The organism is Pantoea sp. EEL5 (genome assembly GCF_049892805.1).
In the GTDB taxonomy this organism is placed as follows: Bacteria; Pseudomonadota; Gammaproteobacteria; order Enterobacterales; family Enterobacteriaceae; genus Pantoea; species Pantoea ananatis.
Genome location: NZ_JBNDNJ010000007.1, coordinates 74242 through 90010 on the forward strand (window position 1 = coordinate 74242; position 15769 = coordinate 90010).

Below are 15769 nucleotides of genomic sequence, written 5' to 3' on the forward strand. Positions count from 1 at the left end.
GTACGTGAAAATCTGTTTGCTTGATGAGACAGGTGCCGGTGACGGCGCCTTACCTGTTTTAGCCGCACGCTGGCAACTGACGCACTGTGATGACGCCGCGCTGGCGCTGGTGAAGACCGCCACACATCTTGAACTGCGCAAACGGGATGAGCCCAAACTGGGAGGCATCTTTGTGGATTTCGCCTCCGGTGCCCTGGCACATCGACGTCGTTTTGGCGGTGGCCGCGGTGAAGCCGTCGCGAAGGCAGTGGGGATAAAAGGGACCTACCTGCCCGATGTGGTGGACGCCACCGCCGGATTAGGACGGGATGCCTTTGTGCTGGCCGCGCTGGGCTGTCGGGTTCGCATGCTGGAGCGCCATCCGGTGGTGGCCGCACTGCTGGAGGACGGGCTGACGCGTGGCTATGAAGATGCAGAAATTGGCGGCTGGCTGCGCGAACGCCTGACGCTGATTCATGCTTCCAGCATTCAGGCTCTGACCGATATTACCCCGCAGCCGGACGTGGTGTATCTCGATCCTATGTATCCCCATCGGCAAAAAAGCGCCATGGTAAAAAAAGAAATGCGGGTCTTTCAGTCGCTGGTGGGGGCGGATGAAGATGCCGACGCACTGCTGGCACCGGCTCGCCGTCTGGCAAAGAAACGTATTGTGGTGAAGCGTCCCGACTACGCGCCACCGCTGGCCGGTGTTGCCACGCAGTGTGCGGTGGTCACCAAAAGCCACCGCTTCGATATCTATCCGCCTCTGTCTTAATCGTGGTTTTAAGCCGGTCGGCACCTCAGTCGCACCGGCTTAACGCTAGCGAATTATTCATCCTCTTCGTCACGCAGCGGCACAATCAGCATGTCGATGTGCACGGTATTGATCAACTGGCGGGCAGACGACATCAGCTTGCTCCAGAAATCCTGATGATGACCGCACACCACCATGTCCACATCGTATTTCTTAATCGCATCCACCAGCACCTGCCCCAGGTCGCCACTGCCGCTCAGGGTTTCGGTGATAGGGTAGCCCGCGGCATCGGACAGGCTTTTTAGTGCCAGATGCGTTTCCTCAGAAATACGCTTTTGCATATCTCCGAGGTTGACATCAATCAGGCCGGTGTAGAGATCCGAGTAATTAACATCGACATGAATCAGCGAGATTTTTGCGTCGTAAGGGCGCGCGAGTGAGACAGCTTTATCCACTAACAACTGGCTTTCTGGCGAAAGATCGACTGCAATCAGGATATGTTTATAAGCCATGATATAACTCCTTCCACGAGATTCAGAATGGCAGCGGTTTCCAGACGCGTCACAGTTGCGAAATCCATTGCGCGAACGGGCGATGAGCGCCACCGAGATGATTAATGTACAGCACAGGCGATGATGTTGTTATACCTGAAAGTATAGCCCTGTGTGTTAACAAATGCTTCTGAAGCCGCCTGGGTTGTGAATAAGATCAATGATGAACGATTTTTACTCGTATAAAACGAAAATCCTCGCTGGTAAAAAATTGAACATTTCTCCTAAACTGAAAAAAGCAGCCTGCGTCACACGGTTGCTACTTTTCTGATGATTCAAAAATAAAACTACAAATCGCTTTATGGGGTTGTTGGCTAATTCTGCAGGGACTGTTCAACAGGGTGCGCGCTCAGCACCCTGCTGCGGTGCCGGTAAGGAGGATGACATGATCAGCACTATCGCGCTTTTTTGGGCTCTTTGTGTGGTATGTATTGTGAATATGGCGCGCTATTTCTCATCGCTGCGTGCGCTGTTGGTGGTTCTGCGTGGCTGTGATCCGCTGCTCTATCAGTATGTTGATGGCGCGGGGTTTTTCACATCCCATGGTCAGCCCGGCAAGCAGGTGCGGCTGGTGCGTTACATCTGGGCAATGCGCTATCTTGATCATCATGACGACGAATTCATTCGCCGGTGTGAGCGGGTGAGAGGTCTGTTTATCTTAACCAGTTCACTGTGTGGATTGGTGATTATCAGCCTGATTGCGCTGGCAATCTGGCATTAAAAAGGGCGACCGAAGTCGCCCTGGTATGCCGCCGAATCAGATGAGTTTCAGCGCTATCCAGTAGAGCGAACCCGATAACAAAATACAGACCGGCAGGGTAAATACCCACGCCATGGCGATGTTTTTGATGGTTTTGCTCTGCAAGCCGCCGCCGTCAACCAGCATGGTGCCGGCAACGGAAGAAGAGAGGATATGCGTGGTGGAGACCGGCATGCCGGTGTAGCTGGCAATGCCTATCGACACGGCTGCCGTCACCTGCGCAGACATGCCCTGCGCATAGGTCATGCCCTTCTTACCAATTTTCTCACCGATGGTGGTGGCCACGCGACGCCAGCCGATCATGGTGCCGACGCCTAATGCCAGCGCAACCGCCATGATGATCCATACCGGCGCGTACTCAATGGTGTTCAACAGATCGCCTTTGAGCTTGCCCAGGAAACGTTTATCGTCTGGAGAGGTTTCCGGCAGCTTCGCCGCTTTATCGGCGGTGTCGGAAATACACAGCAGCAGGCGACGCATCTGACTACGCTGCTCGACGGACAGATCGCTGTAGCTTTGCAGGTTATTCAGCAGCAACTGAGCACGTTGCACGGCCTGCAGCGCACGAGCACTGTCGCAATGAAACTCTGTCGATGATACCGGCGCCACTTCTTCCGGGGTGGGCAGCTTAGGCGGCGCCATCTCGATGATGTGGTTCAGTGAGGCTTGGTGCTGTTGATAATACTGCTCAAGATGATTGACCGCATCCCGTGTACGCGTAATGTCGTAACCCGATGCGTTCATATTCACCACGAAGCCGGCTGGCGCAACGCCTATCAGAACCAGCATGATCAGGCCAATGCCTTTCTGCCCGTCGTTCGCACCGTGTGAATAACTGACACCAATGGCGGAGATAATCAGTGCCGTGCGCGTCCAGAAAGGCGGTTTTTTCTTGCCATCAATCTTCTCGCGATCGGCGGGCGTCATATGAATACGCGCACGCTTTTTGGTGTTACTCCAGTAACGGCGGAGAAGAAAAATTAGGCTGCCCGCAATCACCAGTCCGACAATAGGGGAAAGAATCAGAGACAGGAAAATATTCAGCACTTTCGGGATGTTAAGCGCATCAACGACCGATGTGCCGCTCATCAACGCGTTCGTCAGGCCAATGCCGATAATCGCGCCGATTAAGGTATGGGAACTGGACGCGGGCAGGCCCAAATACCAGGTACCCAGGTTCCAGATAATCGCCGCCAGCAGCATGGAAAAGACCATGGCGAGACCGTGGGCCGATCCGACATTCAGCAGCAGATCGGTAGGCAGCATATGCACGATAGCGTAAGCCACGCTTAATCCGCCGAGCAATACACCAAAGAAGTTGAAGACGCCTGCCATTAAAACGGCAAGCTGCGCCCGCATGGCACGGGTGTAGATGACCGTCGCAACCGCGTTGGCCGTATCATGAAAGCCGTTAATTGCTTCGTAAAACAATACAAACAGCAGAGCAAGTATCAGTAACAGGCCGGTGCTAAGATCGAGACCAGCAAACAGATGTAGCATAGACGTTACGCCATTTTTGGAGGACATGAACGCGGCGCATTATCCGCGACAACATGCTGTCTGGGAAAGGAAAATATAGTCATGATTTGGACTAAAAGTGTCAATTAACCCGGTGAACAGATACAAAAGCTATAAAAATTAGCTGGTTACATTGTGACATATTTACGGCAAAATTTTGACACTGGCATCCACAGGAGCAGATCACTACAATCTGCCCCTCTCTTACCAGGTGGGCAAAAGCAGTGGAACAGTTTGACGTTATCGTAATTGGGGCAGGCGCTGCCGGGCTTTTTTGTGCTGCGCAGGCCGGACAGCGTGGTCGCCGCGTATTACTGCTGGATAACGGCAAGAAGCCGGGACGCAAGATTTTGATGTCGGGCGGTGGGCGCTGCAATTTCACCAATCTCTACACTGAACCGGCCGCCTACCTGTCGAATAATCCCCACTTTTGTAAGTCGGCCCTCGCGCGCTATACCCAATGGGATTTTATCGATCTGGTGAATCGCCACGGTATCGCCTGGCATGAGAAAACCCTGGGGCAGCTGTTTTGCGATGATTCTGCCCAGCAGGTGGTCGATTTATTAATGGCCGAATGTGACAAAGGTGGTGTCACCGTTCGGCTGCGCAGCGAAATACTGAGCGTAACCCGGGATGATGCGGGCTACAGCCTGCAGCTCAACGGCAGCGCGGTTCAGGCTGAGAAGCTGGTCATTGCCAGTGGCGGCCTTTCCATGCCGGGCCTGGGTGCATCACCGTTTGGCTATAAAATTGCTGAGCAGTTTGGGCTGAAGGTGCTGCCCACGCGCGCGGCACTGGTGCCCTTTACCTTACATAAACCACTCCTGGAACAGTTGCAGACGCTGTCAGGCGTTGCGCTGGATACGACCATTGCGGCAAAAGACGGCACCCTGTTCAAAGAGGCGATGTTGTTCACCCACCGCGGCCTGTCCGGCCCGGCAATATTGCAGATTTCCAGCTACTGGCAGCCGGGCGAATACCTCACTGTGGACCTCTCTCCGGCTACCCGTCTTGAGGATTTCCTGACGATTCAACGTGAGGCGCATCCGAATCTGAGCCTGAAAAACAGCCTGGCGAAAATTCTGCCCAAGCGCCTGGTGGAGGTCCTACAGGATATGAACGTCGTGCCGGATGTGACGCTGAAGCAACTTAACCGCAAGCAGCAAACAGAGCTGGTGCAGACGCTGCACGGCTGGCAGGTTCAGCCTAACGGCACCGAAGGTTATCGCACCGCCGAAGTGACCCTCGGTGGCGTTGATACTACTCAACTGTCATCGAAGACAATGGAAGCGCGGGACGTACCGGGGCTGTATTTTATCGGTGAGGTGGTGGACGTGACCGGCTGGCTCGGCGGCTATAATTTCCAGTGGGCCTGGAGTTCGGCCTGGGCCTGTGCCCAGGCGCTGTAAGGTCGCCATCTCGCCCTGCACTCAGGCATAACGCGAAACCGCATAGTCCGCATGGGCAATCTCGGGCGGTTTGCCTGAAATCACATCACTCAACAGCTGGCCGGAGCCGCAGGCCATCGTCCAGCCCAGCGTACCGTGGCCGGTATTCAGCCACAGGTTGCTGAAATGTGTATGGCCGACGATGGGCGTGCCGTCAGGCGTCATGGGACGTAACCCGGTCCAGAAGGTTGCCTGCTCAACGCGACCGCCACGGGGATAAAGGTCGTTCACTACCATTTCGAGTGTTTGCCGTCTGGCAGGCAGCAGGGTGTTGCTGTATCCCACAATTTCCGCCATACCGCCCACGCGAATGCGATCATCAAAGCGCGTAATGGCAATTTTGTAGGTTTCATCCAGCACCGTGGACACCGGCGCGGCTGACGCATCGGCAATGGGGATCGTCAGCGAGTAGCCTTTGAGTGGGTAAACCGGAACAGACATGAGTGGCCGGAGTAATGGCGTGGAGTACGAACCCAGCGCCATGACGTATCCGTCCGCCGTCAGCGTTTCGCTGCCACAGGTCATACCGCTGATCCTGTCTCCCTGTGTCAGCAGCGCATCCACGGTTGTGTTAAAGCGAAAGTCGACGCCCGCCTCGCGCGCCATTGCCGCAAGCCGCTGGGTAAATAACTGGCAATCGCCGGTTTCGTCATTAGGCAGTCGCAGCCCGCCGGTCAGCTTATGCTTAACCGCCGCCAGCGCCGGTTCAACCTCGGCCAGTTGTGAGGCTTCCAGCAGTTGATAAGGAACGCCGGCGTCCTGCAACACGGCGATATCGCGTGCCGCATTGTCAAACTGCTGAGCGGTGCGAAACAGCTGCAGCGTGCCGCCCTGACGCCCTTCATATTCAATGCCCGTGCTGGCCCGCAGTGCTCTGATGCAGTCCCGGCTGTACTCTGCCAGCCTGACCATTCTGGCCTTATTTTCGGCGTAACTCTGCGGATTGCAGTTTTTCAGCATTTGCATCATCCAGGCAAGCTGAAAACGTGAGCCATCCGGGCGCACGGAAAGGGGAGCATGACGCTGTACCATCCATTTCACCGCCTTTAAGGGAACGCCCGGCGCGGCCCAGGGCGCGGCATAACCTGGGGAAATTTGCCCGGCATTGGCCGCGCTGGTGCCTAATGCCGGACCGGCTTCTTTATCAATCACGGTCACCTGATGTCCGGCCTGCTGCAGATACCAGGCGGTTGTTACGCCCACGACACCACTGCCGAGTACAATAATTTTCATGTTGATCGTTATCCTGCATGCGTTATCGCTCAATGGCGCAGGCGTTGCCTGGACCATCTGTTCTCGTTGTGGCTTATGCCTGAACCCGGTTTTGTGCCTGCCAGCATCGCACCGCGCTGCCTTTTTCCTGCGACAGGAGTAACTGAGGCGCCTCGCAGCCGCTGGTGGCTTGCGGACAGCGGTCGCGGAAATAGCATCCCGTTGGCAGGTGGCGGTTACCCGGTAGCTCGGTGTTCACAGGCGCGCCATCCAGCACTGCGCCGATGCGCGGCACGGACGCCATCAGTAGCTGGGTATAAGGATGTTGCGGGGCGTCAAGGACGCGCTGTGTTTCACCCAGCTCCACAATTTGTCCCAGATACATGACTGCAACACGATCGCTCATATGGCGCACGACCGACACGTTGTGCGATATCAGGATATAGGTCAGGTTTTGCTGTTTTTGCAGTTCTACCAGCAGATTCAGAATCTGCGCCTGAACAGAAATATCCAGTGCCGAGGTCGGTTCATCCAGCACGATAATATCGGGCTGCGATGACAGGGCCCGGGCAATCGCGATGCGCTGACGCTGGCCGCCGGAAAACGCATGCGGCGGACGGTCCAGATATTCGGGGCGAATACCGACCTGGTGAGCCAGTGATTCCGCCAACGCGCGCCGCGCTTTTTCTGAAGCACGCGACTGAATCCACACCGGCTCGGTGATAATGCGCCAGACGGGCAGGCGGGGGTCGAGTGAAGAGAGCGGATCCTGAAACACCATTTGCATGCGACGTCCCCGGTTATCGGCAGGCGCTGTTGCCAGTTCGAGCTGGCCTGAGGTTGGGCTGAGCATGCCCATCAACAGTTTGGCCAGGGTGCTTTTTCCACAGCCGGATTCGCCAACAATCCCCAGCGTTTCTCCCTGTCTGACCTCCATATCCAGGCCATTCAGCGCATGGACCTGTTCCGTGACTTTGCCGCGCCAGTTCTTTTTGGCCGGGAAGGTGACATGTACGTTTTGCAGCGTAAGCAGAGCGTCAGACATGCTGCGCCTCCTGTTGTGGATACCAGCAGGCAACCTGCTGCGCGGCGTTGTCGGTAGTATGCAAGCGCGGCGTGGTGGTGCAGCGTTCTCCTGCCGCAAAACAGCGATCGCGAAAGGCACAGCCTGCGGGTAAACAGGCCAGATTAGGCACGGTGCCTGAAATGGATGCCAGCGGAGCACGCGGTTCAATCGCGTCAGGCGAGCAGGCCAGCAGACCAATGGAATAGGGATGGCGTGGTGAACGCAGCACGGTTTCAGTGACGCCGCTTTCAATGACGGACCCGGCATACATAACGTAGATCCGATCGCACAGCTGTGAAACCACAGCCATATCGTGACTGATAAACAGCACGGCGGTGCCGGTCGCTTCGGCTTTTTGTTTCAACAGGCGCAGTACCTGCCGCTGAACGGTAACATCCAGTGCGGTCGTGGGTTCATCCGCAATCAGCAGGTCTGGCTCACAGGAAAAGGCCAGGGCAATCATGACGCGCTGACGCATTCCGCCTGACAGTTCAAAGGGATAGCGCTCCATAACGTTCTTCGCATCCGCAATTTGCATATCGCCCAGCAGCGTAAGCGCCCGGGCTTTTGCCTCACGGACAGACAGAGGACGATGCTGTCTGATCACATCGACCATCTGTTTGCCAATGCGGCGGGTCGGATTCAGCGCGGTCATGGGCTCCTGAAAAATCATGGCAACACGATTGCCGCGCATTTTGCGCATGTCCACTTCACTGGCGGCGAGGACATCCTGACCCGCCAGCTCCAGCCTGCCGCCTTTGATGTGATAGCTGTGTTCCGGAATGAGCCGCATCGCCAGCATGGCGGTGACGGATTTCCCCGAACCTGATTCGCCGACAACGCCCACAATCTCGCCGCGATTGATGTGCATTGATACGCTATTCAGCACGTTCACCTCTCCCTGATAAACCGGGAAGCTGAGACGTAAATCCTCGATCGTCAGAATTCTTTCTTGCATCAGTTACGTCCTCCCGCTTTGGGGGCCAGCAGGTCCTGGATGCCATCGCCAAACAGATTGAATCCCACCGCTGTGATCAAAATCGCGGCCCCGGGAAAGGTGCAGTACCACCACTGGTCAAGAACATAGTTACGTCCGTTAGCCACCATTGCCCCCCATTCCGCCGTCGGTTGCTGAGCGCCCAGCCCGATAAAACCCAACGTGGCCGCCATCAAAATGGCGCTGCCAATATCCAGGGAGGCCTGCACCACCAAGGGCGGCAGAGCATTGCGCAGGATATGCCAGCTAATCAGGTGCCAGCGCGAAGCACCGAACGTTTTTGCCGCTTCAACAAAGGTATGCTGTTTGACGATTAACGTCTGACCGCGCGCCAGCCGGACATAGAAAGGGATGCGCACAACGGCGATAGCCAGCATGGCGTTGAACAGGCTCGGCCCCAGCGCGGCAGCCAGCGCCATGGTCAGTACCAGAGAAGGAATAGACAGCATGATGTCCATCAGGCGCATAATTATCGCATCGCTGCGGCCACCTAATACGCCGGACAGACAGCCCAGTAACGAGCCGCTTATGCCAGCCAGCAGCACGACCGCCAGCCCTGCTGCGACCGACTGCTGGCTCCCCACCAGGACACGGCTGAACAGATCCCGGCCCACCTCATCAGTCCCGAACCAGTGCGCGGCACTGGGTGGCTGGAGGCGATCGGTCAGGCTAATGGCGTTGGGATCGTGCGGCACAATCCACGGTGAAAACACCATTAATCCCAGCATCAGCGTGATGATGGCGGCACCCAACAGGGTCAGAGGGCTTTTACTTAGCATCCACAGGCGGCGTTTCCAGGCGAACAGGCTGGGTTTTACCTGACGCACGGCGGGCTGCTCTTGCGTTATCATCATGTTCTACGCTCCCCGACCCATTCGCGGGTCAATCCACAGATAAAGAAGATCCACGAACAGGTTTACCAGCACGTAAGCAAAGGAAACCACGATGGCGAAGCCCATCACCGCCGGGAAATCAAGCGCCTGAATAGAAGACACCACATACGCGCCCATACCTGGCCAGGCAAACACGGTTTCGGTTAATACTGCACCATACAGCAGGTCGCCTAATGCCAGGCCCAGTACGGTTACGGAGGGAATCAGGGCATTGGGCAGGGCATAGCGCACGACGATAGTCCATTTCGGCAGCCCGCTGGCCAGCGCGGTACGAATATAGTCTTCGCTCAACTGCTCCAGCATGGCCGAGCGAATCTGGCGCGCCACAATGCCAAGGTGAACAAAGGCCAGGGTGGTGGCAGGCAGGATCAGATGCTGAAGCGCATTAAAGAAGACTTCGATGTTGCCTTCCAGCAGGGCATCGATCAGATAGAAGCCGGTAACGCGCGTAGGGGGATCGAGCCAGTCATCCAGCCGTCCGCCGCCGGGCAGCAGGTTTAACTTGCCATAGAACAGCACGATCGCCCCCAGGCCCAGCCAGAAGGCCGGTGTGGAAATCCCGGTCAGCGCCAGCAGACGAACCAGATGATCGAGCCAGCGGTTACGATACACCGCAGAGAGCACGCCCAGCGGCACGCCAACGAGCAGGGCGATGGTCAGGGCACAAAAGGCCAGTTCCAGAGTCGCGGGAAAAAACGCCCGCAGATCGTCCAGGACCGGGCGACCTGTCCGGATAGAGGTGCCCAGGTCGCCATGTAACAGCTGCTCCACATAACGGATAAATTGTCGCCATAACGGTAAATCCAGCCCCAACTGCTGACGGATGTGCTGGACGATTTCATCACTGGCGCGGTCGCCCGCCAGCAGCCTGGCAGGATCCCCGGGAATAAGATGCGAAATAATAAATGTAATGACGCAGACGCCGGCGACCACCAACAGCAGTCCCCAGCTACGCTGTCTTAATAAACTCCAGTAACTCATCATGTCTTCCTCAGCAGGGCCAGGCAGGCCCTGCATGAACGGGCGTGAGCGGTGTTATTCTTTATGCATGGTGGCGATGTTAAATATTTGCTCGAGCATCGGGTTAAACACGTAGCCTTTAACCGATTTGTTCATCGCAACCTGATAATTTTTCTGGAATAAGTAAACGTAAGCTGCATCGTTAATCACGATATTTTGCGCTTGCTGGTAATCGGCAGTCCGCTCAGCCTGATTCGTGGTCGATACCGCTTTTTTCAGCAGCGCATCGACTTCAGGGTTGGAATAAAAGGAGCGGTTACCCGGCAGGCCTTTTTTGTCTGACGCAAACCAGTAATTCATAAACATGTAGGGATCGGCGAAGTCCGGGCTCCAGTTACCAATCGCGATGTCATAGTCTGCTTTACCGATGCGCTCACGCATGGTGGCGTTGGCCAGTTTTTCCAGCTTCACATTGATGCCAATAGCCTGAAGGTTGGCCTGCATCGACAGGGCAATCGGCTCCCAGTTGGGATCGTTGTCAGAATAGAGGAACGACAGCGACTGCGGTTTAGTGGCCACTTTATCCATCTCCGCTTTGGCTTTCGCAAGATTAAAGCTGTACTGCATGGCCTTGGCATCGTAGCCCCACATGCCTTCCGGAATCGGTCCACGCATCTGTTTACCGTTGCCGCCCAGAATGCCCTGCACCATTCCCTGATAATCGGTGGCCCAGGAGATCGCTCTGCGCAAATCGGGCTGGTTCAGAGGCGGTTTACTGTTGTTGAGATAGAGATAGGTCACGCGCAGAGCGGGATAATCCCTCACTGCCACCTCATTTTGCTTTTTCAGGGCGGCAAACTGGTCCATCGGCAGGGCATCCGCAATGTCCACATCACCTTTTGCCAGCTGCAGGCGTCGGGCCGAACTTTCACTGATAATCTTTACGGACACGCGCTTAAAGGCAGGCTTAGGTCCGGAGAAATGTGGATTCGGCACCAGCACGAGCTGCTGACCTTTCTGCCAGCGCTGCAGCATGTAGGCGCCAGAGCCCGCGGTATGGTCGGCCAAATAACTGCGCGCGTCGTCAGCGGCATTCGCTTTCAGCACGGCAGGGTTGATGATGGAAGCGCCGTCGTTAGCGAGAGTGTAAAGGAAAGGCGCAAACGGCGTCTTCAGTGTGAAGCGCACGGTAAGCGGGTCCACGATCTCAACGTTGAGATCGGACGGGAACGCTTCTGAAGGCCCCTGCTTAATGCGCAGCAGGCGCTCAAACGACAGCTTAACGGCCTCCGCGTTAACGGCTGACCCATCCGCAAACGCGGCGCCGGGACGTAATTTAAACGTCCACACCTTTCCGTCCTCGCTGCTCTGCCAGCTTTCTGCCAGATCGCCTTCAACGTCTGTCGAACCCTTCCCGTCCTCGGTTTTGTATTTGATCAATCGTTGGTAGGCAGGATAGGTAACGGTCCAGTCGTTATTATCGATAGTCACGGCAGGATCAAGCGTCTGGGGATCGGCAGCTTTACCTATCACCAACATGTCTTTGGGAACCGCCGCCAGGACGGATGTCGTGGTGGCAGCAAGGGTCATGGCCAGTAACAAAGGGCGAAAATAGCCGGGTGCTGTGTGCGTCATTTTCATGGTAATACTCCGTCAGTCTGGGCTGGGGATATGCAGGTAAAAACATCATTGAGCAGCGGATAACGGGCCGCTTCCGGTAATTCGAAATGCCACCATTCCGTGGCAATGCCAGTGAAGCCGCCGCCAAACATCACGGCATTAAGCAGCAGCCTGTTACGTTGAGCCGTTAGCGGTACGTCGGGATGATAGGGATGGGACAACGCCTGCATTTCATCGAATCCGGTACCCATATCCAGGATCTGACCTTCGGCATCGACCAGCGTGACGTCAATGGCGGTACCACGACTATGGTTGGATCCTTGCGATAAAGGCACCACGTAATTCTGATCGGGGCAGGCGTGCCACAGCAGCTCCTGGGCTTTTTGCGGGCGATAGGCGTCCAGCACCAGCAGACTCAATCCGGCCACTTTTGCGATAGCGATGCTTTTCGCCAGCGCGCTGACCGCATCGGGGTGCAGCAGACAGCAGGCGACGCTGTAGATGGGCTGTCCCGTGATGTTATCGGCGGTGGCATATTTCAGGTCGATAGTGAGCGCGGGAAAGGCCGCTGCAATATCGACCAACTCTGTTTCCTGCATCATGCTGTAATCCCTGTTTTGTTAATGTTCAAACTGGCCAAATTCCTGCTGCAACAGTCGGTTCTGTGCCAGACGCTCAGAAAGCGCCGGGCCAAGTCGTTCCACGATGGCAGACAGCAGCAGGTTGAAAAGGCAACTAATGGGCGCAAGAGAGTCCCAGAAATTGGCGGTATCCGTTTTTACCTGAAGCAGATCAACCGGGTAATCACGCGCCCATGGGCACCAGATATCGGTGACGAGCGCCATCGCGACCTGGCGCTCGGTGGCAATCCGGCAAAACTGCCTTGCTACGGTGGAATAGGCCCGGGTATCGGTAAGAATGACGTAAGGCCTTGAAGACTCGGAATTCAGCGACTCCAGCCAGCTGCCTGAGCTGCCATCGGCGTAGGTAACGCGCGGGCGCAAATATTCCAGATGACTGAAAAAGGTGTTGGCAATGCCGCGTGTAGACTGAATACCCAGCACGATGACCGTGTCGGCATCCGCGATTTGCTGGCTGATATGGCGGAAAGTATCCGTTTGGGCCAGCTGGTAGACATAGCGAATGGCATCCAGCTCCATCTGCAGGGACTGGCTGGACAGGTCGGGCAGGGTGCGTTGCTGCTCCCAGGAATCAAGACGGTCAATAACCCCCCATTGCTTGTAGGGCGTATTGGGGACGTCGCGCAGCAGGTTTTTCACATCATCAAGGTTTTTAAATCCCAGCTTACGCAGGTAACGCCCTACGGTTATACCGCTGGTACCGGTCGCCTGGGCGATGCTGTCAGCCGTTTCAAACGGAATTTGCTCGGGATGACTTAACAGCCACGAACTAATCCGCTTTTCGCTTGGCGTTTGCAGGCTAAAAGCGGCTTCGATTTTTTTGAACAGGGCTTCGTTCGCGCTCATGTTGTCCTCAATGTTACCTGGCTGTCATTGTCCGCTGCGTTGTTAGTCAGGTAACAAGCACAATGCATGCCATATTTCTGAGGTGCATGAAAATAAGCCGCACGTCAGAGGATTAAGTAAAGGGAGTGAGAGGAGTGAATAGCCCGTCCATCAATCTGGCGCAATTAGGGTGCAACATATTTGAAACCTGCATCACATTGGGGCAACAAAATCGGCGGGAAATGTGATGCAGGTGAAGAAAACGGTTCAGCACGGCGCGGACCCGGTCAGCGCGGTTAAGGCCGTTGCGCTACGAGGTCTGAGGACAAGGCCTGAGTGGCCTGAACGATGCGGAGACATTACTCGTCATGCTGAGGGCCAGCCAGAGACGATCGGTTTTCCAGGTCGCGTTTTGAACCCCAGGGAGTGAGGTAAAGCAAAAATCAGCGGTGGCCGCGAAGGGGAAAATTCAGCGTTAAAATAACCTGTTTCTGGCGTGATTTTTTAAAAACGGCGGCCTTTTGCATGCAGAAAAAATTATGGCTGATTACCGCTTCGCTAAAGTGACTTTTAAGAATGTTTACCGGCAATAAAATGGCAGTAAACACGATTCAGTCACATACTTGCTTTTTTGACTCGTTAAGTGACACATCATGATTAGCTTCGTTCGTTCTTTGTTCGCCAGCCCGGATAAATTCCTGCAGATAATGAGCCGCCAGGACATAAACGACTCCATTGCGGATGGTGAGCGCATAATTATTGATGAAAATGGCAATGCTGCCGTCAATATTCTCAGTGATGAAGTAAAGGAAGATTTTAATCGGCACGTCAATACCTTAAAGGGAGTTTGAGGTGGGAACCGCAATTTTTATGGTACTGATGGTGAGTGGTTATTGGTACACCAGCCGGGATCTGTCCAGCCGTTTCAAAATGCGTCGTTCTTCAGGATGGGATGTCTATTTTCTTGTCGCACTTTACGGCTGTATTTTTGTACTGCAGGGCGTTTTCGTCACCGCCCTTATCTGGTTTATCTTGTTTATTATTTCAAGCGTTTCCAATTTCCTGTATGCGTTTCCTGGCGATCATTTGCAACTGCAAATGAAGTTCATGAACTGGAGTTTTCTCGGTATTCAGGCCCCAGTGGTAATCATGCTGGGCTTTGCCATCCTCTTCTGTCTCTACCGGTCAAACTGGGCAGGCAGCGCACAACTGAACGTGTCAGGTCGCAAAGATCTTTATCAGAAGCTTTCACGATCCAATGGTGTTGAACAGATGCTGTTCCAGTGCATGGAAGAAGGAGAGCTGGCGTGGATCACCTTAAAATCCCGTCGTATTTATATCGGCATGGTACACGCTGCCACCTTTGAATATGAGCGCACGGCCAATATCGTGCTCATCCCGATGCTGAGCGGCTACCGCGACAGCCATACGCTGAAACTGTCGGTCGAGCATAACTATAGCAGTTGGTATGCCGAGCACGACATCACACTGGATTCTGAGCCGAAAAACGCGATGGCATTTCGAAAAGTCATCATGGTGGATCAGATTGAAAGCTTCTCACTGTTTGATCCCGCCAGCGCAACTGCACTGTCAATGGGCGAAGACCATCCGCAGAGCGTTGAGAAAAGTCGTGAAGGTGACCATTCATCCCCGCCAGACCAGCAAATTGAATAATACAGCAACACCTCTGTCCGTAAGTATTCACTGCCCCATCAATGCTGTCTGAATGCAAAATAGCATTGATGATGCAGTGTGTTTGCCAATACGTATCTACGCTGTTTACTGCGTTCATCAACGAGGAAACTCTATGGCTTATCAAGGCAAAGCGTTAGTGATTGGTGCATCACGTGGCATTGGACTGGCGGTCGTCAAGGCGTTTGCGGCCAACAACTGGCAGGTCACGGCAACCCATCGCAGTGAAGTCCCCCCGCAGGGGGAAATCCCGCAGGTTGACTGGCGTCGGCTCGATATGACGCAGACCGAGGCGGTCAAGCAATTTGCGGTTGGGCTGAGCGGGCAGCCTTTTGACGCGATTCTGATCAACGCCGGCATTTACGGGCCTGCGCATCAGAAGCTGTCAGAGAGCAACGATGCTGAGCTAATCCAGCTGTTTATGACCAATGCCGTTGCGCCGATACGAACCGCAGAAATTTTGCTGCCGTTACTGAACCAGCAACACGGCGTACTGGCGTTAACCTCATCTCAACTTGCCAGCCTGAATGAGAATCGACATGCAGAAGCGCCACTTTACTCAGCCAGCAAAGCGGCTCTTAATATGCTCACGCGCTCGCTGGCCAGACCGGTGGCGGCGCAAAACGGCACGCTACTAACCCTGCATCCCGGTTGGGTCAAAACGGATATGGGAGGCGATGCGGCACCGCTCACGCCTGAAGAAAGCGCCAATGGGATTGTCACGCAGTTAACCGCCAGTCGGGGACGTGGCGGCCACCACTATCTGGACTACGCGGGCAAAACGCTTCAGTGGTGAGGTAAAGGTTGCAGCAACGCTGACGGGCTGACAGGGATAATGGCAGCCCGTCAGCGT

Annotated in this window: 16 protein-coding genes; 6 read left to right on the forward strand and 10 right to left on the reverse strand. The window is 55.2% G+C overall.

Translation table 11 applies throughout. The features are described 5' to 3' along the window. The first annotated feature begins 4 nt into the window (after positions 1 to 4). On the forward strand, positions 5 to 754 hold the full coding sequence (rsmJ, locus tag ACPXSQ_RS20175) for a 16S rRNA (guanine(1516)-N(2))-methyltransferase RsmJ (protein ID WP_275273036.1): 750 nt from the start codon (positions 5 to 7) through the stop codon (positions 752 to 754). 53 nt (positions 755 to 807) lie between these two features. Here rsmJ and uspA read toward each other — a convergent pair whose 3' ends face one another. Then, entirely contained in the window at positions 808 to 1245 is a 438-nt protein-coding gene (gene uspA, locus ACPXSQ_RS20180) for a universal stress protein UspA (RefSeq protein WP_014604808.1), read from the reverse strand. A 424-nt stretch (positions 1246 to 1669) separates the two neighbouring features. Between uspA and uspB the strand changes: the two genes are divergently transcribed. Further along, positions 1670 to 2005: a universal stress protein UspB gene (gene uspB / locus ACPXSQ_RS20185; protein WP_426144255.1), complete on the forward strand. Its 336-nt coding sequence runs from the start codon at positions 1670 to 1672 to the stop codon at positions 2003 to 2005. Between the two features lie 36 nt (positions 2006 to 2041). On the opposite strand, the gene pitA is transcribed toward uspB, so the two are convergent. Beyond that, on the reverse strand, positions 2042 to 3544 hold the full coding sequence (gene pitA, locus ACPXSQ_RS20190) for an inorganic phosphate transporter PitA (protein WP_128574381.1): 1503 nt from the start codon (positions 3542 to 3544) through the stop codon (positions 2042 to 2044). Positions 3545 to 3786: 242 nt separating this feature from the next. Here pitA and ACPXSQ_RS20195 point away from each other — a divergent pair, with 242 nt between their 5' ends. After that, positions 3787 to 4971 (forward strand): NAD(P)/FAD-dependent oxidoreductase, encoded by a 1185-nt coding sequence (locus tag ACPXSQ_RS20195; RefSeq protein ID WP_013027600.1) that lies wholly within the window; start codon positions 3787 to 3789, stop codon positions 4969 to 4971. Between the two features lie 21 nt (positions 4972 to 4992). Here ACPXSQ_RS20195 and ACPXSQ_RS20200 read toward each other — a convergent pair whose 3' ends face one another. The 8 genes from ACPXSQ_RS20200 to ACPXSQ_RS20235 all read right to left on the reverse strand — a co-directional run bounded on the left by ACPXSQ_RS20200 (position 4993) and on the right by ACPXSQ_RS20235 (position 13245). Beyond that, on the reverse strand, positions 4993 to 6243 hold the full coding sequence (locus ACPXSQ_RS20200; RefSeq protein WP_022622536.1) for a D-amino acid dehydrogenase: 1251 nt from the start codon (positions 6241 to 6243) through the stop codon (positions 4993 to 4995). A 73-nt stretch (positions 6244 to 6316) separates the two neighbouring features. Continuing rightward, positions 6317 to 7267 carry an ABC transporter ATP-binding protein gene (locus ACPXSQ_RS20205; RefSeq protein WP_041457852.1) on the reverse strand — a complete coding sequence of 317 codons (951 nt, stop codon included), beginning with the start codon at positions 7265 to 7267 and terminating at the stop codon, positions 6317 to 6319. Further along, on the reverse strand, positions 7260 to 8246 hold the full coding sequence (locus tag ACPXSQ_RS20210) for an ABC transporter ATP-binding protein (RefSeq protein WP_013027597.1): 987 nt from the start codon (positions 8244 to 8246) through the stop codon (positions 7260 to 7262). The genes ACPXSQ_RS20205 and ACPXSQ_RS20210 overlap by 8 nt, the downstream gene beginning before the upstream one ends. After that, positions 8246 to 9139, reverse strand: coding sequence for a D,D-dipeptide ABC transporter permease (gene ddpC / locus ACPXSQ_RS20215; RefSeq protein WP_426144256.1), 894 nt, complete (start codon positions 9137 to 9139; stop codon positions 8246 to 8248). The genes ACPXSQ_RS20210 and ddpC overlap by 1 nt, the downstream gene beginning before the upstream one ends. A 3-nt stretch (positions 9140 to 9142) precedes the next feature. Next, complete coding sequence (locus ACPXSQ_RS20220) at positions 9143 to 10159, reverse strand: ABC transporter permease (RefSeq protein WP_041457851.1); 1017 nt, start codon at positions 10157 to 10159, stop codon at positions 9143 to 9145. 54 nt (positions 10160 to 10213) lie between these two features. Continuing rightward, the gene (locus ACPXSQ_RS20225) at positions 10214 to 11779 is read right to left on the reverse strand and encodes an ABC transporter substrate-binding protein (RefSeq protein WP_014604815.1); all 1566 of its coding nucleotides are present in this window, start codon (positions 11777 to 11779) and stop codon (positions 10214 to 10216) included. Beyond that, positions 11776 to 12360, reverse strand: coding sequence for a D-alanyl-D-alanine dipeptidase (gene ddpX / locus ACPXSQ_RS20230; protein ID WP_426144257.1), 585 nt, complete (start codon positions 12358 to 12360; stop codon positions 11776 to 11778). Before ddpX ends, ACPXSQ_RS20225 begins: the two co-directional genes overlap by 4 nt. An 18-nt stretch (positions 12361 to 12378) precedes the next feature. Further along, a complete protein-coding gene (locus tag ACPXSQ_RS20235; protein WP_013027592.1) occupies positions 12379 to 13245 on the reverse strand; it encodes a MurR/RpiR family transcriptional regulator in 867 nt (288 codons plus the stop codon). Between the two features lie 632 nt (positions 13246 to 13877). Here ACPXSQ_RS20235 and ACPXSQ_RS20240 point away from each other — a divergent pair. The 3 genes from ACPXSQ_RS20240 to ACPXSQ_RS20250 all read left to right on the forward strand — a co-directional run bounded on the left by ACPXSQ_RS20240 (position 13878) and on the right by ACPXSQ_RS20250 (position 15712). After that, entirely contained in the window at positions 13878 to 14075 is a 198-nt protein-coding gene (locus ACPXSQ_RS20240; protein ID WP_013027591.1) for a hypothetical protein, read from the forward strand. A 1-nt stretch (position 14076) separates the two neighbouring features. After that, positions 14077 to 14898: a hypothetical protein gene (locus tag ACPXSQ_RS20245; RefSeq protein ID WP_013027590.1), complete on the forward strand. Its 822-nt coding sequence runs from the start codon at positions 14077 to 14079 to the stop codon at positions 14896 to 14898. Between the two features lie 133 nt (positions 14899 to 15031). After that, complete coding sequence (locus ACPXSQ_RS20250; protein WP_015699365.1) at positions 15032 to 15712, forward strand: SDR family oxidoreductase; 681 nt, start codon at positions 15032 to 15034, stop codon at positions 15710 to 15712. The last annotated feature ends 57 nt before the right edge of the window (positions 15713 to 15769 follow it).

Bases quoted from the DNA above. Each gene is read 5' to 3' on its own strand.
- uspA (WP_014604808.1), bottom strand. From the start codon at position 1,245: ATGGCTTATAAACATATCCTGATTGCAGTCGATCTTTCGCCAGAAAGC.
- uspB (WP_426144255.1), top strand. From the start codon at position 1,670: ATGATCAGCACTATCGCGCTTTTTTGGGCTCTTTGTGTGGTATGTATT.
- pitA (WP_128574381.1), bottom strand. From the start codon at position 3,544: ATGCTACATCTGTTTGCTGGTCTCGATCTTAGCACCGGCCTGTTACTG.
- ACPXSQ_RS20200 (WP_022622536.1), bottom strand. From the start codon at position 6,243: ATGAAAATTATTGTACTCGGCAGTGGTGTCGTGGGCGTAACAACCGCC.
- ACPXSQ_RS20205 (WP_041457852.1), bottom strand. From the start codon at position 7,267: ATGTCTGACGCTCTGCTTACGCTGCAAAACGTACATGTCACCTTCCCG.
- ACPXSQ_RS20210 (WP_013027597.1), bottom strand. From the start codon at position 8,246: ATGCAAGAAAGAATTCTGACGATCGAGGATTTACGTCTCAGCTTCCCG.
- ddpC (WP_426144256.1), bottom strand. From the start codon at position 9,139: ATGATGATAACGCAAGAGCAGCCCGCCGTGCGTCAGGTAAAACCCAGC.
- ACPXSQ_RS20220 (WP_041457851.1), bottom strand. From the start codon at position 10,159: ATGAGTTACTGGAGTTTATTAAGACAGCGTAGCTGGGGACTGCTGTTG.
- ACPXSQ_RS20225 (WP_014604815.1), bottom strand. From the start codon at position 11,779: ATGAAAATGACGCACACAGCACCCGGCTATTTTCGCCCTTTGTTACTG.
- ddpX (WP_426144257.1), bottom strand. From the start codon at position 12,360: ATGATGCAGGAAACAGAGTTGGTCGATATTGCAGCGGCCTTTCCCGCG.
- ACPXSQ_RS20235 (WP_013027592.1), bottom strand. From the start codon at position 13,245: ATGAGCGCGAACGAAGCCCTGTTCAAAAAAATCGAAGCCGCTTTTAGC.
- ACPXSQ_RS20240 (WP_013027591.1), top strand. From the start codon at position 13,878: ATGATTAGCTTCGTTCGTTCTTTGTTCGCCAGCCCGGATAAATTCCTG.
- ACPXSQ_RS20250 (WP_015699365.1), top strand. From the start codon at position 15,032: ATGGCTTATCAAGGCAAAGCGTTAGTGATTGGTGCATCACGTGGCATT.